Source organism: Curtobacterium sp. SGAir0471 (genome assembly GCF_005490985.1).
Taxonomy (GTDB): Bacteria; Actinomycetota; Actinomycetes; order Actinomycetales; family Microbacteriaceae; genus Curtobacterium.
Window position 1 is genome coordinate 761,192 of the sequence record NZ_CP027869.1, and the last position, 22,690, is coordinate 783,881.

At 72.5% G+C, this 22,690-nt stretch carries 18 protein-coding genes; 16 read left to right on the forward strand and 2 right to left on the reverse strand.

Annotated features, from left to right (window positions below; all coding sequences use genetic code 11):
* Positions 1-4: 4 nt before the first annotated feature.
* The 11 genes from C1N91_RS03565 (at position 5) to pth (ending at position 11,145) form a co-directional block, all read left to right on the forward strand.
* A complete protein-coding gene (locus C1N91_RS03565; protein WP_137766626.1) occupies positions 5-844 on the forward strand; it encodes a sugar phosphate isomerase/epimerase family protein in 840 nt (279 codons plus the stop codon).
* Entirely contained in the window at positions 841-2,043 is a 1,203-nt protein-coding gene (locus C1N91_RS03570; RefSeq protein ID WP_137766627.1) for a Gfo/Idh/MocA family protein, read from the forward strand. Before C1N91_RS03565 ends, C1N91_RS03570 begins: the two co-directional genes overlap by 4 nt.
* Positions 2,040-2,912: a sugar phosphate isomerase/epimerase family protein gene (locus tag C1N91_RS03575; protein WP_137766628.1), complete on the forward strand. Its 873-nt coding sequence runs from the start codon at positions 2,040-2,042 to the stop codon at positions 2,910-2,912. Before C1N91_RS03570 ends, C1N91_RS03575 begins: the two co-directional genes overlap by 4 nt.
* A complete protein-coding gene (locus C1N91_RS03580) occupies positions 2,909-4,189 on the forward strand; it encodes a mannitol dehydrogenase family protein (protein WP_137766629.1) in 1,281 nt (426 codons plus the stop codon). Before C1N91_RS03575 ends, C1N91_RS03580 begins: the two co-directional genes overlap by 4 nt.
* On the forward strand, positions 4,186-5,541 hold the full coding sequence (gene manD, locus C1N91_RS03585; RefSeq protein ID WP_254678336.1) for a D-mannonate dehydratase ManD: 1,356 nt from the start codon (positions 4,186-4,188) through the stop codon (positions 5,539-5,541). Before C1N91_RS03580 ends, manD begins: the two co-directional genes overlap by 4 nt.
* A 198-nt stretch (positions 5,542-5,739) precedes the next feature.
* Entirely contained in the window at positions 5,740-6,642 is a 903-nt protein-coding gene (locus tag C1N91_RS03590; RefSeq protein ID WP_137766630.1) for a hypothetical protein, read from the forward strand.
* 81 nt (positions 6,643-6,723) lie between these two features.
* Complete coding sequence (locus tag C1N91_RS03595; protein ID WP_175415899.1) at positions 6,724-7,926, forward strand: sensor histidine kinase; 1,203 nt, start codon at positions 6,724-6,726, stop codon at positions 7,924-7,926.
* Entirely contained in the window at positions 7,923-8,579 is a 657-nt protein-coding gene (locus C1N91_RS03600; protein WP_137766632.1) for a response regulator transcription factor, read from the forward strand. The genes C1N91_RS03595 and C1N91_RS03600 overlap by 4 nt, the downstream gene beginning before the upstream one ends.
* Before the next feature lie 10 nt (positions 8,580-8,589).
* Complete coding sequence (locus C1N91_RS03605) at positions 8,590-9,549, forward strand: hypothetical protein (protein WP_137766633.1); 960 nt, start codon at positions 8,590-8,592, stop codon at positions 9,547-9,549.
* Positions 9,550-9,885: 336 nt separating this feature from the next.
* Complete coding sequence (locus tag C1N91_RS03610) at positions 9,886-10,527, forward strand: 50S ribosomal protein L25/general stress protein Ctc (RefSeq protein ID WP_137766634.1); 642 nt, start codon at positions 9,886-9,888, stop codon at positions 10,525-10,527.
* 33 nt (positions 10,528-10,560) lie between these two features.
* A complete protein-coding gene (gene pth / locus C1N91_RS03615; RefSeq protein WP_137766635.1) occupies positions 10,561-11,145 on the forward strand; it encodes an aminoacyl-tRNA hydrolase in 585 nt (194 codons plus the stop codon).
* Positions 11,146-12,221: 1,076 nt separating this feature from the next.
* On the opposite strand, the gene C1N91_RS17275 is transcribed toward pth, so the two are convergent.
* Positions 12,222-12,962 (reverse strand): glycine zipper domain-containing protein, encoded by a 741-nt coding sequence (locus C1N91_RS17275; RefSeq protein WP_441307005.1) that lies wholly within the window; start codon positions 12,960-12,962, stop codon positions 12,222-12,224.
* Between the two features lie 48 nt (positions 12,963-13,010).
* On the opposite strand from C1N91_RS17275, the gene mfd reads away from it, so the two are divergent.
* On the forward strand, positions 13,011-16,622 hold the full coding sequence (gene mfd / locus C1N91_RS03625; protein WP_137766636.1) for a transcription-repair coupling factor: 3,612 nt from the start codon (positions 13,011-13,013) through the stop codon (positions 16,620-16,622).
* A 255-nt stretch (positions 16,623-16,877) separates the two neighbouring features.
* On the opposite strand, the gene nhaA is transcribed toward mfd, so the two are convergent.
* A complete protein-coding gene (gene nhaA, locus C1N91_RS03630) occupies positions 16,878-18,056 on the reverse strand; it encodes a Na+/H+ antiporter NhaA (protein WP_137766637.1) in 1,179 nt (392 codons plus the stop codon).
* Positions 18,057-18,159: 103 nt separating this feature from the next.
* Here nhaA and C1N91_RS03635 point away from each other — a divergent pair, with 103 nt between their 5' ends.
* The 4 genes from C1N91_RS03635 (at position 18,160) to C1N91_RS03650 (ending at position 22,686) form a co-directional block, all read left to right on the forward strand.
* Positions 18,160-18,852, forward strand: a complete 693-nt coding sequence (locus C1N91_RS03635; RefSeq protein ID WP_137766638.1) for a MazG family protein — start codon at positions 18,160-18,162, stop codon at positions 18,850-18,852.
* Between the two features lie 283 nt (positions 18,853-19,135).
* On the forward strand, positions 19,136-20,380 hold the full coding sequence (hisS, locus tag C1N91_RS03640; protein WP_137766639.1) for a histidine--tRNA ligase: 1,245 nt from the start codon (positions 19,136-19,138) through the stop codon (positions 20,378-20,380).
* A 98-nt stretch (positions 20,381-20,478) separates the two neighbouring features.
* Entirely contained in the window at positions 20,479-21,762 is a 1,284-nt protein-coding gene (gene eno, locus C1N91_RS03645) for a phosphopyruvate hydratase (RefSeq protein WP_058728084.1), read from the forward strand.
* 366 nt (positions 21,763-22,128) lie between these two features.
* Entirely contained in the window at positions 22,129-22,686 is a 558-nt protein-coding gene (locus C1N91_RS03650; RefSeq protein WP_137766640.1) for an FtsB family cell division protein, read from the forward strand.
* Positions 22,687-22,690: the final 4 nt, after the last annotated feature.

Sequence of the window (22,690 nt, forward strand, 5' to 3'; positions counted from 1 at the left end):
TGCAATGACCGACCAGCCAACGTGGGAGCTCTCCGGCTTCGGCGACGAGATCGACGCCGACCCGGTCGTCCAGGTCGCGGTGCTGCAGGCGCTCGGCGCCAGCGCGATCGAGGTGCGGAGCGCCTGGGGAACGAACGTCATCGACCTCGACGACGACCAGCTCGCCGGCCTCCACCGCCTGTTCGAGGAGCGCGGACAGACCGTCTCCGCCATCGCCTCGCCGATCGGCAAGGTCGTCGTCGACCGGCCCGTCGAGCACGAGGTCGAGCGGCTCGGCCGCGCGATCGCCGCCGCGCACGCCCTCGGCACGACGAACATCCGGATCTTCTCGTTCTACTTCGACGGCCGCACCGCGGACGAGGTGCGCGACGACGTCATGGTCCGGATGCGTGCGCTCGCCGACCTCGCCGAGCGCGAGGGCGTCACCCTGCTGCACGAGAACGAGAAGGACATCTACGGCGACGTGCCCGAGCGCGTGCTCGACATCGTCGAGAGCGTCGGGTCGAGCGCGCTCCGGCTCGCCTGGGACAACGCGAACTACGTGCAGTGCGGCGTGGCGCCGTTCACCGACGGATGGGCGCAGCTCGCACCGTACGTCGACTACCTGCAGGTCAAGGACGCCCTCGCCGCCGACGCCTCCGTGGTCCCGGCGGGGGAGGGCGACGGGGAACTCCTCGAGACCCTCACCGCGCTCCGCGACGCCGGGTACTCCGGGTACGCCTCCCTCGAGCCGCACCTCAGCGACTTCACCTCACTCGGCGGGTTCTCCGGCCCCGCGGCCTTCGGCCGTGCCGGACGGGCCTTCCGCTCCCTCACCGACCAGATCGGAGTCACCCTGCGATGAGCACCCCCCTGAAGTTGGCCGTCGTCGGCGCCGGCGTCATCGGACGCCACCACGCACGCGTCGCCGTGCAGCACCCGGACCTGCAGGTCGTCGCCCTCGTGGACGCGGTCCCGGCGGCCGCCACCGGCGCCGCCGACGAGCTCGAGGCCGCAGGCGCCGACCGCCCGATCACCACCGCGACCATCGAGGAGGCGATCGCGCAGACCGACATCGACGTCGTCGCGATCTGCTCACCCTCCGGCATGCACGTCCAGCTGGCCGAGGCGGCGCTCGCCGCCGGCAAGCACGTCGTCATCGAGAAGCCGCTCGACACCACGATGCCCCGGGCCCGGCAGATCGCGGCGCTCGCGGCGGACGCCCGATCGCGGGGGCTCGTCACGAGCGTGATCAGCCAACACCGCTTCGACCCGGCGTCGGTCGCCGTCGCGGGGGCCGCGCACGGCGGCGACTTCGGCACGGTGACCTCCGGTGTCGCCAGTGTCGCCTGGTACCGCTCGCAGGGCTACTACGACTCGGGTGACTGGCGCGGCACCTGGGCGCTCGACGGTGGCGGCGCGGTGATGAACCAGGGCGTGCACACCGTCGACCTGCTCGTCTGGGCGCTCGGCCGTCCGGAGGAGATCTCGGCGCAGGTCGGGCTCCTGGCGCACGACCGCATCGAGGTCGAGGACACCGCGGTCGCCACCGTCCGGTTCCGGAACGGTGCCCTCGGGGTGGTCCACTGCACGACCGCCGCGTACCCGGGACTCTCGGCGCGCTACGCGGTGTACGGCACGCACGGCTCGGCGATCGTCGACGACGACCGGCTCGCGTACTTCCACGTCGCACCGGACGCCACGACGCTGGAGTCGGCGTCGACCACGGCGAACGCCACCGCGGTCGCCGACGCCGTCGACCAGAAGCACGACGTCGTCCCGCCGGAGCACGTCGTCGGCGGCCCGGCCGAGCCCGACCACTTCGCCGCGGGACACGCCCGCCAGTACACGGACGTCGTCGCCGCGATCCGTGAGGGCCGCGACCCGGGGGTCACGGTCGACGACGCCCTCGTGTCGCTCGCCACCGTGCGCGGGCTCTACGTCAGCGCGACGCTCGGCCGGCCGGTCCGGATCGACGACGTCATCGAGGGGGAGTACGACGACGTCGAACCGGTCGTCGCTGCCCCGTCCACCGCCGCCGTCACCGAAGGGGCCAACCGATGAAGTTCTCCGTGTTCACCGCGTCCACCCCCGACTGGACCCCGTCACAGGCCGCGTCCACGCTGGCCGAGCAGGGCTGGGACGGCATCGAGTGGCGGATCGTCGACGACCGCACCGAGGACGGCTCGTCCGGCTTCTGGGCCGGCAACCGGTCGACCTGGCAGTACACCGGCATCGCGGACCGGGTCGGCGAGATCGCCCGCACCACCGAGGCAGCCGGTCTCGAGTACTCCGGCATCGGCGGGTACCAGCCGGTGTCCGACCACGAGGGCGTCGAGACGATGCTCCGCGTGACGAGCGAGCTGGGCGCCCGCCAGGTCCGCGTCACCATGCCCTGGTACCGGCGCGAGCGCGAGCGGACCGGAGCCACGTACGGTGAGCTCTTCGACCGCACGCGCGCCGACCTCGAGTGGGCAGCCGGACGCGCGGCCGACCTCGGCGTCAAGGCACTCGTCGAGCTGCACCACATGACGATCACCCCGTCGGCGTCCGCCGCACTCCGGCTGGTGGACGGCCTCGACCCCGAGCACGTCGGCGTCATCCACGACCTCGGCAACCTCGTGATCGAGGGGCAGGAGGACCACCTGGCCGCCTTCGAGCTCCTGGGGCCCTACCTCGCCCACGCGCACGTCAAGAACGCCCGCTGGGTCGACACCGGCGAGACCCGCGCCGACGGCAGCCGGATCTGGCGGAACGAGTGGGCACCGCTCCGTGACGGTCAAGCATCGGTGTCCGAGTACCTCGACGCCCTGCGGCAGCACGGCTACGACGGCTGGGTCACCATCGAGGACTTCTCCACCGACCTGCCGCTCGCCGAGCGCACCGCCGACAACCTGGCCTACCTGCGCTCGCTGGTCCCGGTGACGGCATGAGCCGTCGTCCCGGGATCGTGCACCTCGGCATCGGGGCGTTCGCGCGCGCCCACCTCGCCTGGTACACCCACCGCGTCGACGGCGAGACCTGGGGCATCACGGCCTTCACCGGTCGGTCTCCGTGGGCGGCCGCGGCCCTGTCGGCGCAGGACTGCCGGTACACGCTCGTGACCCGCGCGGCCGACGGCGACACCGCCGAGGTGGTCGACACGATCGTGGCGGCCCACCCCGGCAGCGACGACACGGCCTGGAGGCACCTGGTCGCGTCCCCGGGGACGACCGTCGTCACGCTGACGGTCACCGAGGCCGGCTACCGCGCCGACTCGGCCGTCCCGGCCCGGCTCGTCGACGGGCTCGCCGCCCGACGGGCCGCCGGTGGCGGCCGGATCGCCCTGGTGTCGCTCGACAACCTGACGCACAACGGCGCGGTCCTCCGCGATGCCGTGCTCGGGGCGACGGCGGACCCGGAGCTGGCGTCGTGGATCGCGTCGACGGTCGCGTTCCCGTCGTCGATGGTCGACCGGATCACCCCGGCGACGACGGACGACGACGTCGCAGCGCTCGCCGACCTGCCGGGGGCGTTGCCCGGTGATCGTGTACCCGTCGTCACCGAGCCCTTCGCCGAGTGGGTGCTCGAGGACACGTTCGACGGCGTCGAGCGTCCCGCGTGGGAGACCGCCGGCGTCCGGCTCGTGCCGGACGTCACCCCGTACGAGCAGCGGAAGCTCTGGCTGCTCAACGGGTCGCACTCGCTCCTGGCCTACCTCGGGCTGCTGCTCGGCCACGAGACCGTCGCATCGGCGATGGACGACCCCCGGTGCCGGAGCGCCGTCGAGCAGCTCTGGGACGAGGCCGCCGCCGAGCTCCCGCTGCCCGACGACGAGGTCGCCGCCGCCCGCGCCGCGCTCGTCGAGCGCTTCGCGAACCCGCGCATCCGGCACACCCTGCGCCAGATCGCCGCCGGCGGCTCGCAGAAGCTGCCCGTGCGCGTCGTCGACGTCCTGCGTCGGCGACTCGCCCGCGACCCGGGCGCCGGGGTCGGCCCGGGTGCCGCGACCCTGCTCGCCGCGTGGTGGCTGCACTGCACCACGCAGCCCGAGCTGGTGGACGACGCCGGAGGGCCCGGGCCAGACTCGGACGTGCACGACGTCCTGGGGGTCGTCGCACCCGACCTCGACACCACCCCCGTGGTGGCCGCCGTCACCGCGGCCGCCGAACGCATCCGCACCGCCGCGCAACCCGCACGCGGCACCGTCGACGAAGGAGTCCACGCATGACCGACACCGGCATCACGAAACCCGCCGCGCCCGTCCCCGGCGCGGCCGACGGCGGCGCGGCGACGGACCCGACCGCCGGACGCCCGGACACCTGGGCGTCGGCGGACCGCGGGCAGCTCATCGACCGGGCGGAGGTCGTCGTGACGAGCCCGGACCGGAACTTCGTGACGCTGAAGATCACCACCGTGGACGGGGTCACCGGCCTCGGCGACGCCACGCTGAACGGCCGTGAGCTCGCCGTCGCCGCGTACCTGTCCGAGCACGTCGTGCCGTTGCTCGCGGGCCGGGACGCCAGCCGCATCGAGGACGCCTGGCAGTTCCTCTACCGCTCGTCGTACTGGCGCCGCGGACCGGTCACGATGGCCGCGATCGCCGCCGTCGACATGGCCCTCTGGGACATCAAGGCCAAGGTCGCCGGGATGCCGCTGTACCAGCTGCTCGGCGGAGCGTCGCGCACCGGGCTCATGGCCTACGGGCACGCCTCCGGCAAGGAGCTGCCCGAGCTGTTCGACTCGATCCGCGAGCACCAGGCCGAGGGCTACCGGTCGATCCGCGTGCAGACCGGCGTCCCCGGACTCGAGAGCATCTACGGCATCGCGTCGAACAAGACCACCGAGGGCAACGCCGGCGTCCGGTACGACTTCGAGCCGGCGCAGCGCGGGGCGTTCCCGGCGATGGAGGACTGGGACACCCGCGCGTACCTGCGGCACGTGCCCACCGTGTTCGAGGCCGTCCGCAACGAGTTCGGCCCCGAGCTGCCGCTCCTGCACGACGGCCACCACCGGATGACCCCGCTGCAGGCAGCCAAGCTCGGCAAGAGCCTGGAGCCGTACGACCTGTTCTGGCTCGAGGACTGCACCCCCGCCGAGAACCAGGAGGCGCTGAAGCTCGTCCGGCAGCACACCACCACGCCGCTCGCGATCGGCGAGGTATTCAACACGATCTGGGACTTCAAGGACATCGTCCGCGACCAGCTCATCGACTACGTGCGCGGTGCCGTGACCCACATGGGCGGCGTCACCCCGCTGCGGAAGACGATGGACTACGCAGCGATGTACCAGATCAAGTCCGGCTTCCACGGGCCGACCGACATCTCCCCGGTCGGCCTCGCGGCCCAGATGCACCTCGGCATGGCGATCCACAACTTCGGCATCCAGGAGTACATGCAGCACGGGCCCCGGACGAACCAGGTGTTCCGGCAGACCTTCACCTTCGCGGACGGCTACCTGCACCCGGGCGACGAGCCGGGCCTCGGTGTGATGCTCGACGTCGACGAGGCGGGGAAGTACCCGTACGAGCAGGCGTACCTGCCGTTCAACCGCCTGGCCGACGGCACCGTCCACGACTGGTAGTCCCGCGCCCGGCCCGGTTCGTCCCGCGCCCGGCCCCGGCCCGAGCCACGGCCCGCGACGCCGAGCGGGCGAGATCCGTCACGGTCGCGCACCACAGTGACGGATGTCGCCCGCTCGACGGACGACGCGCGGCGTGTCGTGCCCGGTCGCGTGCGCTTCCGGCGAGAGCGGGGATGCGCCGGCGGGCATGCTGGGGGCGTGGAGTTCGCGGACGAGGCGAGGGAACTGCTCCTCGTCGCGCCCGCGGACTTCGTGCGGGAACGCACTGCGCGGCAGCGGTCGGTCCGGAAGGACGACCGCGCCCTCGCAACCCGCATCGGCGGCCTGCGCAAGCCCGCGCCCGCAGCCTGGGTGATCGACCTGCTCGCACACGACGGGTCGCTCGACGAGGCGGTCGAGCTCGGGCCCGCGATCCGGCAGGCACAGGCGGACGCGGACCCCGACGAGATCGGGCGACTGCGCCGCCAGCGGTCGGAGGTCGTCGCCGCGCTGGCCCAGGCCGGAGCCGATCTCGCGTCCGATGCCGGCCACCCGGTGACGCCGGCGGTGCTCGACCAGGTCCGCGCCACGATCGAGGCCGCGATGGCCGACCCGCACGCCGGTGCCGCCGTCCGCTCGGGGCTGCTCGTCCGACCGCTCGAGAGCGCAGGGTTCGACGCCGTCGACCTCGACGGAGCGCTCGCCGACCCCGATGCCGTACCGGACGCGTGGTCCGGCACGGACGCCGAACCGATCTCGATCACCAGCGCACGCCGATCGCGGAAGGGGCGCCGCGCCTCCAGGCCGCAGCCAGAGTCGGAGCAGGAGCCCGAGCCGGAGCCCGAGCCTCGCGTCGACCCGGCTGCCGAGCGCCGTGCCGCTCGCGAAGCGGAGGCCGCAGCGCGCGCCGAGTCACGCGACGCCGACGCGGCACTGGACACCGCGGAGCAGGACCTCGAGTCCGCCGAGGACCGCCGAGCCGACATCGAACGGCAGCTCGCCGAGGCCAGCGCCGAGGTCGAGCGGGCCGAACACGCTCGTGACCAGGCGGAGGAGGCGAGCGACCGCGCACGGGATCTCCTCCGCGCCGCACAGCGCCACCGCCGCGACGTCGGTCGCTGACGTCCGCAGGACTCATCCCCTCGGATGAAAGCCGGCGCCGTCGCTCGCAGCCGCGTCAGCGCCCGCCCTACGCTCGCCGACATGACCTCCTTCCTGCGACGCCGAGCCCGGCACCTGCTGCCCCCGGTCGTCGGCGCCGTGTACCTGGTGCTCTGGACCGTCGCCGAGGCCGGACGCTCCGACCTGACCGGTCACGTGCTCATCGTCGCCGCCTTCGCCGTCGCGATCGGCCTGGCGGAGTGGATGCCGGCGACGGCACTCGGCCTCGTGGTGGTCGTGCCGGTCCTGCAGACACTGCACCTGCTCGACCGGCCGCGGGCCTCGACGTGGCCGGAGTACCTGGCGATCGCGATCGTCGTCGGCGTGGTCGGGGCAGGGCGCTCGGGGCTGCTCCGCTGGCTCGCCGTCCCCGTGCTCGGTGTCGCGAGCATCGCCGCCGCCTGGGCGATGGCGGTGCCGACGGTCGCCGACCCCGACGTGTGGGGGAGCTGGACCGGGACGCACTCCGGGACGCGCAGCGACCTCGTGCTCCTGTCGCTGGCGATCGCCGGTGCGAGCGGGATCGCCTGGGCCGTCGGTGTCGCGATCGGAGCCGCGTGGCGCACCACCCTCGCCCGGACCCGCGTCGTCGCAGCCGAACGGGAGACCGAGGTCACGATCGCCGAACTCCGCGCGGAACAGGAACGCGCCAGGATCGCCCGCGACGTGCACGACTCGCTCGCGCACTCGCTCGCCGTGGTCGTCTCGCAGGCCCAGGGCGCGGCGGCGATCGCCGGCCCAGGCGCCCCGGCTGCCACGGCCCTTCGGGACATCGCCGACGTGAGCCGCAGCGCCCTCGGCGACGTGCGGGCGCTGGTCGAGCGGATCCAGGGCACGGGACCGGCGTCGGTGCACGGCCTCGCAGACGTCCCGGACCTGGTCGAGGACATGCGTGGAGTCGGCATGCGGGCGTCGTTCGAGCAGCACGGTGCGCCGACCAGCCTGGGCACGGCGACCGGGGGCGCGGTGCACCGCATCGTGCAGGAGAGCCTGACGAACGTCCTGAAGCACCAGGGCCGGACGGCCTCGGCCCGCGTCGTGCTCGACTGGCGCGGGCCCGGGCTCGGGATCGTCGTCACCTCGCGGGGCGACACGCCCCTCGTGCAGCTCGACGGCGCGGGTTCGGGCATCGAGGGCATGCGGGAGCGCGCGCGGCTCGCCGGAGGGTGGCTCCGCGCCGGTCGGGGTGACGACCCCGACGAGTTCGTCGTGACCGGCTGGGTGCCCACCGAGGACGCCCGGTGACCGCGATCCGCGTCGCCGTGGTCGACGACCAGCACCTCTTCGCCTCCGGCATGCGGATGCTCGTCGAGGCCCAGGACGACATGACCTGCGTCGGTACGGCCGCCGACGGCGCAGCCGCGCTCGAGCTCTGCGCGGACGAGGAACCCGACGTGCTGCTCCTGGACCTCCGCATGCCCGTGCTGAACGGCATCGAGACCACCGCACGCCTGGCCGATCGTGGCGGCGACCGACCGCGGGTCGTGGTGCTGACCACGATCCGCCGCGACGAGGCCGTGCTCGCAGCGCTCCGTGCGGGCGCGGCGGCGTTCCTGACGAAGGACGCGCTGCCCGAGGTCGTGCTCGCCACGATCCGCGACGTGCACGAGGGCCGCCCGGCACCGACCGAGACCGAGGCCCTCGACCTGCTCCGTGCCGACGGGACGCTCGTCGAGACGCCGCGTCCGGACGAGGTGCTCGACGTCCTCACCGCCCGTGAGCGCGAGGTGTTCCTGCTCGTGGCGAAGGGGCTCAGCAACCAGGAGATCGCGTCGACCGTCTTCCTCAGCGAGGCCACGGTCAAGACGCACGTCCGCGCGGTGCTGACGAAGCTCGGACTCCGGAACCGGATCCAGGTCGTCATCACCGCACACGAACGCGGCCTCGTCCGTGCCTAGGGGGAACACCATGCGCATCACGCAGCGCGCCGCGAAGTCCGGCGCCTTCGTCCTCGTCCTCGCCGGCCTCGGGGGAGCGGTCCTGCACAGCCTGCCCGAGCCCGCCGACCACGCGGTCCGACCGACCGTGGAGCGGGACACCGACACGTGGTCCATGCCGCTCGACGGGTACGTGCAGCCAGCGGTCGACGAGACGTCCTACGCCGAGGAGCTCGTCGCGGCGCCGTGCCTCGAACGGCTCGGCATCGACGGGACACCGCCGTGGGCGACCGTGGCGGGACTCCAGGCCGCGAGCGAGGCGGACGATCCGGCGGTCCGCGGCAACACCGCGCCGGCGCTCGCGACGACGAAGCCGCTGCTGCCCGCCCTGGCCGAGCACCGCGGGTACCACCCGACCTCGACCATCGGCGCGAACGGTGAGGCCAGGCGGTCCTGGGCGGGCTCGGCCGATCGGACGGCGGTGCTCGCGGCAGCGCCCGGGACGGCCGTCGACGGCTGCTGGCGTGCGGCCCGTCGGACCCTCGGCACGGACGGTCGCGGTGTCGAGCAGGCGACCGAGATCGCCGAGCGGCTCACCTTCCTCGCTGCCGTCGACGCCCGGCGGGACCCATCGGTCACGGCGACCACGGGCGCGTGGCACCGCTGCATGCGGTCCGCCGGTCTGGTCGACCTACCAGCGGCGCCGAGCGACCTACCGTCGCAGTCGATGCTCATGGACTTCGGTCTGAACTTCCGCGAGGGCGAGGTCACCACGGCCGAGATCGCCCTCGCGGAGCACGACCTGTCCTGCCAGGAGTCCTCCGGGTACCGTGCGGCGCTCTACGACGCGCAGTGGTCCCGACTGCTCCACGTCACCGCCACCGACGCCGCCGTGCTGGCCGCCGCCAGGCCCGACCAGGTCGCCGTGGCCGAGCGCGTCGATGCGACGATCGAGCGGCTGGCGCCGGAGGCGCCCGAGGGCGTCGACTGACGCGCCTCGCCGACAGACCCGCGGTCGTGGGCAGGTGGACCTGGGGGGACCGGCCCGCGACCGCGAGCAGGGACGGACGGGAGGCACGTGGCGGCATCGCCACGAGCCTCCCGTCCGTCGTCGGTCGCTGTGGCCGGTGCGACACGCCCGACCACCCCTGCTAGACTCACAAACCGACTTCGGCGAGGGCCGCGCTGCGCGCGGCCGTGATCGACGCGGTAGGGAGACCCGGCCCAGTCCTGGGAGCGTTCCTCACGCGTGCACGCGTTCGAGTTGCAACACCACAGACCCCCCGATGCCGGCACCCCGGCGTCGACCCCGACACCAGGAGGCACCATGGCCGACTACACCAAGCTCGCAGCGGAGACCCGCACCAAGTTCGGCAAGGGCGCTGCACGCAAGCTCCGCGCCGCCGACAAGATCCCCGCGGTCGTCTACGGCCACGGCACCGAGCCGCAGCACATCACCCTCCCGGGCCACGAGACGATGCTGCTCGTCCGTACCGCCAACGCGGTCGTCGACCTCGACATCGAGGGTGCGGCCCAGCTCGCCCTCGTCAAGGACGTCCAGCGTGACCCGGTGCGCCAGATCATCGAGCACATCGACCTCGTCGTCGTGCGTCGTGGCGAGAAGGTCACCGTCGACGTCCCCGTCGTCGTCGAGGGCGAGTCCTTCTCCGGCACGATCCACGTCCAGGACCTCGCGTCCGTCTCGCTCCTCGTCGAGGCGACGAACATCCCGGAGCACGTGACCGTCGACGTCGAGGGCCTCGAGGACGGCGCACAGGTCCTGGCCTCGCAGCTCGAGCTGCCGGCCGGTGCCGAGCTCGAGACCGACGGTGAGGCGCTCGTCGTCCAGATCGTCACCCCGCGTGCCACCGCCGACGACATCGCTGCCGACGAGGAGTCCGCCGAGGCGGGCGCCGAGGCCGGTGCCGAGGGCGAGGCCGCCGAGTCGACCGACGCCGACTCCGAGTAACACCCCACTCCGCGGAACGTCTGGCCGACGCTGATGACAGGAACGACCCTCGTGGTGGTCGGGCTCGGGAACCCCGGGCCCGGCTACGCGGGGAACCGTCACAACGTCGGCCAGATGGTCCTCGACGAACTCGCTGCCCGCATGGGCGCGACGTTCAAGAAGCACAAGACGCCGAACCAGGTCGCCGAGGGGCGCCTGGTGCCCGGCGGACCGAAGCTGGTCCTGGCGAAGCCGGGATCCTTCATGAACACCTCCGGTGGCCCGGTCTCGAGCGTGCTCGGGTTCTACAGTGCGACGCCGGAGGACCTGATCGTCGTGCACGACGAGCTCGACCTGCCGTACGACACCGTCCGCCTCAAGGGCAGCGGTGGGCACGGCGGCCACAACGGGCTCCGCGACATCATCAAGGCGACCGGCACGAACGAGTTCACCCGGGTACGGATCGGCATCGGCCGACCCCCGGGACGCCAGGACCCCGCCGACTTCGTGCTGCGTGACTTCTCGCCGACCGAGAAGAAGACGCTGCCGAACCTGCTCGCCGACGGCGCGGACGCCGTCGAGGCGATCGCGGAGCTCGGGCTCCTCGCCGCGCAGCAGCGCGTGCACGCCCCCTCCTGACCCGTCGAGCACGTCGCTCGGGCGCTCCGCCCTCGGCCTGGAGGCGCGCCCCGCGTCCGCCTCGTCGCTGTCCGGAAGACGTCCGGTCCCCGAACTGGGGGACTCTCACGTACCCCGGGCGTCGGTACGTTCGCCACGGGGTGACCATCCCCGACGACGAGGGGGACGACCGTGGGACGAGCAGCACACCGAGCACGACGGACGGGCGGACTCCGGACGACGGTCGCCGTCGTCCCCGCCGCGATCGTGGTGATCGCCGTGGGCCTCGGGTCGCTCCTCACGCAGGACGGCGCCGTCGCCGCGACCGAGACCTGGATGCCGACGGCCGCCGAGTCCTCCGCGCCGCCGGTCACGTCGACGTTCGGCGCGCCCAACGACGTGCACCACGAGGCCGACGGTGCGTTGCTCGTGGCCGACTTCTCGGCGAACGGCCTGCTGCGGCGGGCGGTCGACGGCCGGTGGAGCGTGGTCGCACCGTTCGGCACCGGACCGGGCGACGTGTGGAACCCGTCGGCGGTGACCACCACCGGTGACGGCCGGATCCTCGTGGCCGAGGCTGGGCGCCCGTCCGTCACGGTGCTCGACGCGGACGGCACCGTGCTCTCGCGCGCCGCTCCGCCGACACGACGTGCGGTGTCCGAGCTCGCCGTCGCCGGTTCGACCGTCTGGGCCGCGGTCCCGGGCAGCGGCACCCTGTTCACGACCGAGCTCGGGAGCGGGTCCTGGACGGCGGTGCCCGGCCCGTGGACGGACCCGAGCGGTGTCGCGCTGTCCGCTGACGGCCGGACGCTCACGGTGTCCGACGCCGGCGCCGACCAGGTGTGGCAGGTCGACCGCTCCTCGGGCGCGATCACGTCGCTCGGGTTCCCGGGCGATGCGCAGACCCGGCCCAGGGGAGTCGCCGTCGACGACGGGGACGTCTTCGTGGTGGACAACGGGCGCGGAGCCGTCTGGGCGCTGACCGGAGGTGCGTGGACGGAGGCCTTCTCGAACGCACCGGACGGCTCGCCGCTGGTCAACCCGACGGCGGTGTCGGTCGGGCCCGGGCGGAGCCTCGTCGTGTCGGACTACAACCGTCAGCGCATCGTGACGGCTGCGTCGTCGGGGCGCGCCGTGGTGGTCCCCGGCCCCACGCCGACGACCGCGGAGCCGACGGCCGGACCGACGGCCGAGCCGACGCCTGCGCCGACCGTCGAGCCGACGGACGAGCCGACGACTGAGCCGACGCCTGCGCCGACCGTCGAGCCGACGGCCGAGCCGACGGCCGAGCCGACGACTGAGCCGACGAGCGTGCCGACGAGCGAGCCGACGTCCGGGTCGACCGTCGAGCCGACAGCCGAACCGACCGTCGAGCCGACAGCCGAACCGACCGTCGAGCCGACAGCCGAACCGACCGTCGAGCCGACAGCCGAACCGACCGTCGAGCCGACGAGCGAGCCAACGGCCGAACCGACGAGCGAGCCAACGGCCGAACCGACGGCCGTGCCGACGAGCGGACCGACGGCCGAACCGACGAGCGAGCCGACGAGCCTGCCGACGGCTGCGCCGACGACGGTCCCGGGGCCGGAGGCGACCCCCTCGATGACGGTGGCGGCGCCGGGTGACGACACCGCGCCTCCCGGCCGACCGCTGACCGACGCACCGGTGACCGACGCGCCGCTGTCCGACGCTCCGGCCGCGGGGCGGCAGGCAACCCTTGCCTGGACCGGTGCCGGCCCGGTCCTGCCCGCGCTCCTCGCCGCCGCGGCCCTCGTGGCGGGCGGTCTGCTCCTCGCCCGTCGTGCGCGTCGTCGCCGGAGCTGACCCGTGTTCGCCACCCGCGCACGCCGGGGCGGGTGTCGGACGCCGCCGGTACCATCGTCTGAGTGACGATCTCGGGCATCATCCCTGCGCTCTCGCGCGCCTCCGCGTTCGATCGCGTCCTCCGCGCTGCCGGGCGTGACGCGGACTTTTCCGTCGTCGACGGCCTGCGCGTCCCGCTGCTCGGTGCCCTGCTCGCCGAGCGCAACGGTCCCCAGTGCCTCTTCGTCGTCACCGCCACCGGGCGCGAGGCCGAGGCGGTCCGCGGTGCCTTCACGTGCACCGTCCCCGATGCCGAGGTGCTCGAGTTCCCCGCGTGGGAGACCCTGCCGCACGAGCGACTGAGCCCGAGTGCCCAGACGGTCGGCACCCGCATCGCGACGCTCCGGAAGCTCGCGGCGTGGCAGGACGCCGACCCGGCCGACCGTCGCACGACCGTCGTCGTGGCGAGCGTCCGCGCCGCGCTGCAGCCGATCGCGGGGAACCTGACGTCGCTCGCACCGGTCGCACTGGTCACCGGCTCCCGCGGCAACGACCTCGCGGCGATCGCGTCGCAGCTCGTCGACCTGGCGTACGCCCGGGTCGACCTCGTCACCCGCCGTGGCGAGTTCGCGGTGCGCGGTGGCATCCTCGACGTCTTCCCGCCCGGGGCCGACCACCCGGTGCGCGTCGACTTCTTCGGCGACGAGATCGAGGCGATCAAGGCCTTCTCGGTCGCCGACCAGCGCACCACCGACGACGACCTCGGCTCGGTCGAGCTCACGGCCTCGCGTGAACTCCTGCTGAGCGACGACGTGCGGCAGCGTGCGCGCGAGATGCTGCACGAGTTCCCGAACCTGTCGCAGATGCTCGCGAAGATCGCCGAGGGCATCCCGGTCGAGGGCATGGAGTCCCTCGCGCCGGCCCTCGTGCAGGACCTCGTCCCGATCACGAGCTACCTGCCCGAGGCCGCGACGATCGCCGTGCTCTCGCCGGAGCGCGTGGCCGGCCGAGCGCACAGCCTCGCTGAGACGAACACCGAGTTCCTGCAGGCGGCCTGGAGCGCCGCGGTCGCCGGGGCCCAGGCGCCGATCGACCTCGACGCCGGCAACTTCCTCACCGTGCAGCAGCTGAAGAACGGTCGCGGCCAGCGCACCTGGTGGACCGTCACGCCGTTCGACTCCGGGCTCGACGAGGGCGACCGCGAGCGCGTGCTCACCGACGCCGAGGCGGCCGCCGAAGCGGGGGAGTACATCCGCGTCCGGGCCGAGTCGATCCCGAGCTTCGCGGGCAGTGCCGACGGCGCCGTCGCGCACGTGAAGCAACTGGTCGACGACGGCTGGGCCGTGGTCGTCACCGCGCAGGGCAAGGGCCTCGTGGAGCGCGCGGTGCAGGTCCTCGCCGACGCGGGTGTCGCCGCGCGGGCCGACGACCTCACCGCGCCGCCGGAGCCGGGGATGACGATCGTCACGACCGCCACGGTCGAGGCGGGCTTCGCGACCCCCGATCCGCGGATCGCCGTCCTGAGCGAAGCCGAGTTCTACGGCCGCAGCGTGCAGCAGGGCGCGCGCACCGTGAAGAAGCTCGCCGGGCGCCGCAAGAACGTCGTCGACCCGCTGCAGCTCAAGCCGGGCGACGTCGTCGTGCACAACACCCACGGCATCGGCAAGTTCGTCGAGCTCGTCTCGCGCGAGGTCAGCTCCGGCGGTCGCAACGCCGTGAAGACGCAGCGCGAGTACCTCGTGCTCGAGTACGCGCCGTCGAAGCGGAACTACCCGGGCGACAAGCTCTTCGTGCCCACCGACCAGCTCGACCAGCTGTCGCGGTACGTCGGCGGCGAGAACCCGACGCTGTCGAAGATGGGCGGTTCGGACTGGTCCGCGGCGAAGTCCAAGGCCCGCAAGGCCGTCCGCGACATCGCCGTCGACCTGGTGAAGCTGTACTCGGCGCGCATGGCGTCGAAGGGGCACGCGTTCGGCCCGGACACCCCGTGGCAGCGTGAGCTGGAAGAAGCCTTCCCGTTCGCCGAGACCGCCGACCAGCTCACCACGATCGACGAGATCAAGCGCGACATGGAGAGCCCGATCCCGATGGACCGGCTGCTCTCCGGCGACGTCGGCTACGGCAAGACCGAGGTCGCGATCCGCGCGGCGTTCAAGGCCGTGCAGGACGGCAAGCAGGTCGCCGTGCTCGTGCCGACGACACTGCTCGTGCGCCAGCACATGGAGACGTTCCAGGAGCGCTTCGCGGGCTTCCCCGTGCACCTGCGCGCCCTGAGCCGGTTCCAGACCGAGAAGGAGTCGAAGGAGACCATCGCCGGCCTCGCCGACGGCACCGTCGACATCGTCATCGGCACGCACCGCATCCTGTCGCAGAACATCCAGTTCAAGGACGTCGGGCTCGTCATCATCGACGAGGAGCAACGCTTCGGCGTCGAGCACAAGGACCAGCTCAAGAAGCTCAAGACGAACGTCGACGTCCTGGCGATGTCCGCAACGCCGATCCCGCGCTCGCTGGAGATGGCGGTCACGGGCATCCGCGAGATGTCGACGCTCGCGACCCCGCCGGAGGACCGCCACCCGATCCTGACCTTCGTCGGTCCGCAGTCCGACCTGCAGGTCGCCGCCGCCATCCGGCGCGAGCTGCTGCGCGAGGGCCAGGTGTTCTACGTGCACAACCGCGTGAAGGACATCCAGTCGGTGGCGTCGCACCTGGCCGAGATCGTCCCGGAGGCCCGGATCCAGGTCGCGCACGGGCAGATGTCCGAGGGCACCCTCGAGCAGGTCATGGTGGACTTCTGGGAGCGCAAGTTCGACGTGCTCGTCTCGACGACCATCGTGGAGACCGGCCTCGACATCGCGAACGCGAACACGCTCATCATCGACAAGGCAGACAAGTACGGGCTGTCGCAGCTGCACCAGCTGCGTGGTCGCGTCGGCCGTGGTCGCGAGCGCGGCTACGCGTACTTCCTCTACGACGCCGACAAGCCACTGTCCGAGACCGCGCAGGACCGCCTCGAGACCATCGCCGCGAACAACGAGCTGGGCGCCGGCATGCAGGTCGCGATGAAGGACCTCGAGATCCGCGGCGCGGGCAACCTGCTCGGTGGCGAGCAGTCAGGCCACATCGCCGGTGTCGGGTTCGACCTGTACCTGCGCATGATCGGCGAGGCCGTGTCCCAGTTCCGCGGTGACGTGGCCGAGGGGCAGACGGAGCTCCGGCTCGAGATCCCGGTCGACGCGCACATCCCGGAGGACTACGTCGAGTCCGAGCGGCTCCGACTCGAGGCGTACCAGAAGCTCTCGGCGGCCTCGGCCCCGGCGGCGCAGCCCGAGGCGATCGACATGGTGCTCGACGAGCTGACCGACCGCTACGGCCAGCCCCCGCAGCCGGTGCTCACCCTGGTCGAGGTCTCGCGCCTCCGCCGCATGGCCCAGCAGGTCGGTCTGTCCGACGTCGTCGTGATGGGCTCGAACCTGCGGATCGCCGGCAAGGAGCTCGCCGACTCGGCCCAGGTCCGGCTGAAGCGCATGTTCCCCGGCGCGCGCTGGTTCCCCCAGCAGGACGCCGCGAGCATCCCGCTGCCGAAGCCGCACGGCGAGACGCTGCCCGACGACGGGCTCATCCAGTGGGTGGAGAGCATCCTGACGGCGGTCTACGGCGCGTCGAAGGCGCCCGCGGAGACGCCCGCGGGCTGACGCGCGACACGTGACGGTCGGGAGGCGCGATGCCGGCTGGCACCGCGCCTCCCGTCCGTCCGGTGGTGCGGTTCCGTCCGCGTCGCTGCGGGACGACGGATCCGCTGTCGTTCGACATCGCACCGGTCGTTCGACAGGTGCGGTGTCGCTCCATGCACGCGCAACAGATGTGGGCGCATCGAGCGACTCTGCACGCGTCGATCGACGCATGCGATGTCGCAGTCGCGCGGAACGGCAGCGCCGTCGCGTCGCGCGTTACTCGGTCGCCTCGGCCTCGGAGAGCTCGCGCCGCGTACGGTAGCGACGCGCGCGCAGGCTGACGACGACGGCCGAGGCCAGGATCGCGATGCCCGAGCCGACGAGCACGGCGAGGACGCCCTCGTCGAGGATCTCCTCGTTCCGGGCGAACGCCAGCTCGTTCATGAGCAGTGAGACGGTGAAGCCGATCCCGCCGAGCACCCCGACAGTGACGATCGACCAGAACGACAGCGTCGAACGGCCCGGTGCGCGGAAGATCCGCGTCGCGACGGCGCCGAAGAGCGTGATGCCGATCACCTTGCCCACCGGCAGCGCGAGCACGACGGCCCAGAACGTGGGGGAGAGCTCCCCGATGCCGACGGCCGGGATCACGACCGCGGCCGAAGCGAACGCGAACACCGGCAGGACGATCGCGTTCGACCACGGCTCCACACCCTCGTGCAGCGTGTGCCCCGGACGACGGGGCAGCACGAGACCGAGCGCGACGCCGGCGATCGTGGCGTGCACGCCCGAGTGGTACACGAGCCACCACGTGACGAGCCCGACCAGCACCATCGCGGCGATGATCCACACCTGTCCGGTGCGGTTCGGGCGGAGCAGCCGACCGAGCACCGCGAAGACGGCGAGTGCGACGACCGCGGCGCCGAGCGCGAGGAAGTCCGTGCCGTGTGCGAAGACGACGGCGATGATGACGATCGCGATGAGGTCGTCGAGCACCGCGAGCGCGAGCAGGAACACCCGGATCGTCGACGGCAACCCCCTGCCGAACATCGCGAGGACCCCGAGCGCGAACGCGATGTCGGTCGCCGTCGGGATCGGCCAGCCGTGCTGGTACGGCGTGCCCGAGGTGACGAGGAGGAAGATCCCCGCCGGCACGAACACACCGCCGACCGCCGCGATCGCCGGGATGACCGCCGTCTTCGCGTTCGACAGCTCACCGTCGAGCAGCTCCTGCTTGAGCTCGATCGCGACGAGCAGGAAGAACACCGCGAGCAGCCCGTCGCTGATCCAGTGCGACACCGACAGGTCGAGGCCGATCGCTCCCCACGGCGAGTGCGCGTCGAGGGCTCGTTCGAGGCCGGGCCCGAGCGGCGAATTCGCCACGAGCAGGCCGAGCACGGCGGCGGTCAGGAGCGCGATGGCGCTGAAGCGGGGGGAGCGGACGAGTGCCGACATGAATCTCCGACGGTGAGCGGGTACGGGCGGGTGACCGTCGACCAGACTTCCCGACACACCAGGGGCGATCATACTGGAGCGCCCTGCGTGCGAGCATGGCGCCATGACCGCCGTCACGGACCTCGTCGAAGTCGTCGACCGCCTGCTCGCTCCCGAGGGTGGCTGCGTGTGGAACCGGGCACAGACCCATGCGTCACTCGCGCGGTACGCCGTCGAGGAGTCGTACGAACTCGTCGACGCGATCGACTCCGGGGACGACGTCGAACTGCGCGAGGAGCTCGGCGACCTGCTCTACCAGGTCGTGCTGCACGCGGGTCTCGCTGCGACGGAAGGACGCTTCGACCTCGAGGACGTCGCCGCCGGTGCCCGGGACAAGATGGTCCGGCGCCACCCCCACGTGTTCGGTACGGAGCGAGCCGACACCGAGGACGAGGTCGTCCGGGTCTGGCGTGCGGCGAAGGTGGCCGAGAAGGCCTCACGGACGAGTGTGGTCGACGGGGTGCCGCGGGCGATGCCGCCGCTCGAGCGGGCCGTGAAGCTGCTCGAACGCCTGGAGGAGCGTGGGGACGCCGCCACGGTCGTCGCCGCCGTCGTGCGCGCACAGGAGCAGGCGGGTGCGGGCGCGAGCGCGGACGGTTCGGCGGGCGCGAGCGCGTCGGGAGACGTGGTGGACGAACGGTGGGGCGCGGGGATGCTCGCCGAGGTCGCGGCTGCGCGGGAGGCGGGCATCGACGTGGTGGCGAGCCTGCGGGCTGCGGTGACCCGGCTGGAAGCCGAGGCGCGCGTCGGGGAGTGAGTCGTGCCTCCAGTCCGGGCCGGACAGGGTCGGGCAGACGAGTGAGAGAGCGGGCACCCTCCCAACCCGAAAAAGGAGGGTGCCCGCGAGCGGGTACGACGCACCAGGGAAGTTGCGTCGACAGGGACACCCGCTCGAACCGCGGGGCGCCGTTGCAGCACACCGTCCCCGCGAACGATCTGGTGATCGGATCAGCGGACCACCAGACCGAGGTTCTGCATGTAGCGTATCAGCGGGTCGGAGCGCGTGCAACCGTCACCGTCCGCTCTGGCAGGATTGGCGCATGGCAACGACCGTGACGGCTCCCCGTGGCATGCGTGACTTCCTCCCGGCGGAGAAGGCCCGTCGCGAGCACGTCCTCGGGGTCGTCCGCGACGTCTACGCGCGACACGGGTTCGACGAGATCGAGACCCCCGTCGTCGAGGACGCCGCACGACTGCACTCGGGCCTGGGTGGCGACAACGAGAAGCTCGCGTTCGCGGTGATGCGCCGCGGGCTCACGACCGAGGACCTGCAGCAGGCGGGTGCACCGCTCGACCTCGCGGACCTCGGGCTCCGCTTCGACCTGACCGTCCCGCTCGCCCGCTTCTACGCCTCGCACCGTGCCGAGCTGCCGTCGGTGTTCCGCGCCGTGCAGATCGCACCGGTCTGGCGTGCCGAGCGTCCGCAGAAGGGGCGCTACCGGCAGTTCGTCCAGTGCGACATCGACATCCTCGGCGAGCCGGGGCAGCTCGCGGAGATCGAGCTCATCCGCGCGACCACCGCGGCGCTCGACGCGCTCGGCATCGCGGACACCACGATCCGCATCAACGACCGGCGGATCCTGCTCGCGCTGCTCGCCTCGTGGGGGATCACGGACCCCGGCGCCGCGGAAAGGGCCCTGATCACGGTCGACAAGCTCGACAAGATCGGTGCCGACGGCGTGGCCGCCGAGCTCCGGTCGACGATCGGTGCCGACCTGCCCGGCCTCGAGGACACCATCCGCGCGCTCGAGGCAGCGGGCTGGGACTCGGTCGAGGGCGCGGCGTGGCTCGACGCCGAGGCCTTCGCCGACCTGCTCCGGCTGCGCGAGGCCCTGCCCGGCGTCGACCTCCGCTTCGACCCGACGCTCGTGCGCGGCATGGGCTACTACACCGGGACGATCTTCGAGGTCGCCCACCCGGACTTCGGGTACAGCCTGGGCGGCGGCGGTCGCTACGACGGCATGATCGGGCGCTTCCTCGGGCAGGACGTCCCCGCGGTCGGGTTCTCGCTCGGGTTCGAGCGGCTCGTCGACCTCGTCACGCTGCCCGAGTCGGCGGAGTCCGACGCGGTCGTGCTCCTGTACGACAAGGACGTCGACCCGATCCGTCTCGCGGCGCTCAAGTCCGAGGCCCTCGAGTCGCACCGCCGCGTGCGCCTCGAGCGCCGGCCGAAGAACACCAAGAACCTGCTCGCCGGGCTCGCCGAGCAGGGCTTCGCGGCCTTCGCCAGCGTGCGCGCCGACACCGAGACCCTGGAAGGTGTCGAGTTCCGCCCGCTGGCGTGAACTCCTCCACACCCGACGTCATCCGCGGCGAGACGTCCACCGCGCCTCGGTAGGATCGACCCGCTGTCCACCACAACCGAACTCGTAGGGAGTACCCCGTGGCCCAGATCGATGCCGTAGGCGCACGCGAAGTCCTCGATTCCCGAGGCAACCCGACGGTCGAGGTCGAGGTCCTCCTCGACGACGGCGTGGTCTCGCGCGCGCTCGTCCCGTCCGGTGCATCCACTGGTGCGTTCGAGGCGTACGAGCTCCGCGACGGCGACGCGAACCGCTACGGCGGCAAGGGCGTCCTGAAGGCCGTCGACGCCGTCCTCGACGAGATCGGCCCGGCGCTCGAGGGCTTCGACGCCACCGACCAGCGCCTCGTCGACGCCGCGCTCATCGAGCTCGACGGCACCGAGAACAAGTCCCGCCTGGGCGCCAACGCGATCCTCGGTGCGTCCCTCGCGGTCGCCCGCGCCGCAGCCGACTCGGCCGACCTGCCCCTGTTCCGCTACCTCGGCGGCCCGAACGCGCACACGCTGCCGGTCCCGCTCATGAACGTCGTGAACGGTGGCGCGCACGCCGACACCAACGTCGACATCCAGGAGTTCTTCCTGGTGCCCTACGGCGCCGAGAGCTTCTCCGAGGCGCTGCGCTGGGGCGTCGAGACCTACCACGCCCTCAAGGGCGAGCTGAAGAAGCAGGGTCTCGCGACCGGCCTCGGCGACGAGGGTGGCTTCGCCCCCGAGCTCGCCTCGAACCGCGCGGCGCTCGACTTCCTGCTCGCCGCGATCGAGAAGGCCGGCTTCACGCCCGGCAAGGACATCGCGCTCGGCCTCGACGTCGCCGCGACCGAGTTCTTCCACGACGGCAAGTACGCGTTCGAGGGCAAGCAGCTCTCGAGCGAGGAGTTCACCGGGTACTTCTCGGACCTCGTCGCGAACTACCCGCTCGTCACCATCGAGGACGCCCTGGCCGAGGACGACTGGGAGGGCTGGAAGCACCTCACCGCCGAGCTCGGCTCGAAGCTCCAGCTCGTCGGCGACGACCTGTACGTCACGAACCCGAAGCGTCTGCAGCGGGGCATCGACGAGCAGGCCGGCAACTCGATCCTGGTCAAGGTGAACCAGATCGGCACGCTGACCGAGACCCTCGACGCCGTCTCCCTGGCACACCGCCACGGCATGACCGCGATCCTGTCGCACCGCTCGGGCGAGACCGAGGACACCACCATCGCCGACATCGCAGTGGCCGTCGACGGCGGTCAGATCAAGACCGGCGCCCCGGCCCGTTCGGACCGCGTCGCGAAGTACAACCAGCTGCTCCGCATCGAGGAGGAACTGGGCGACGCCGCCGTCTACGCCGGCCGCACCGCGTTCCCCCGCGCCGCCGCGCTCTAGGTCGCACACCGCACGGCTCGAGACGCCGTCCTCCTTCCGGGAGGGCGGCGTCTCGCCGTTCCCGGGCGGTCCTGCCGCCGCCGACGCCGGTACGGGTCACTGCCGTCGGCCCGGGTTCCGGTCGCACGACCTGCCGCTCGACTTCGGCGCCGGCGGCAAGTCGTGCGACCAGGACGTCAGCGGGCGGCGAGTCCTGCGACGGGAACCGTCGGGGCCGGGACGGGAGTGCGGCCGGACCGACCGTCGGACGGGAGGCGCGTGGCGACCGTGCGCCGCGCCTCCCGTCCGCTGGGAGGGTACCGAGCGACGCGTGCCGGCCCGCGTGCCGGGCCACGCGACCGACCGGGGCCGGGTTATCGTCGAGCCGTGCCCAGCCAGAAGCCCCGCGTCCGCCGCATCCCCGTGGCCGTGCCGGAGTCCGGCGCGCACGAGCAGCCCTGGTACCGGTCGATCCGGTTCTCGGGGTTCAGCCTGCTCATGCTGGCGATCATCGTGCTGTTCGTCGTCGTGCTCGCGCCCTCGCTGCGTACGCTGATCCAGCAGCAGGAGCAGATCGCGCAGCAGCAGCGCGAGGTGGCGGCGCAGAAGGCGGACGTCAGCCAGAAGAAGCAGGACGTTGCACGGTGGGACGACCCGGCCTACATCGAGGCGCAGGCCCGTGACCGGCTGCTCTACGTCTACCCGGGCGAGGAGAGCTACCTCGTCATGGGCGCCGAGCAGGCGAAGGGGTCCGACCGTGCCGAGACGGACTCCGGCAGCCCGGTCAGCTCGACCGTGCAGACGCCGAAGGTCGACTGGGTGCAGGCGATGCTCTCCAGCGTCCTGCAGTCCGGCCTGACGGAGAAGACCACCGAGGAGCTCGTCGCTCCCGACGTCTCCGGCACCGGGGACCCGACCGGCGCCGCCACCAGCGACGGCAAGTAGGGCC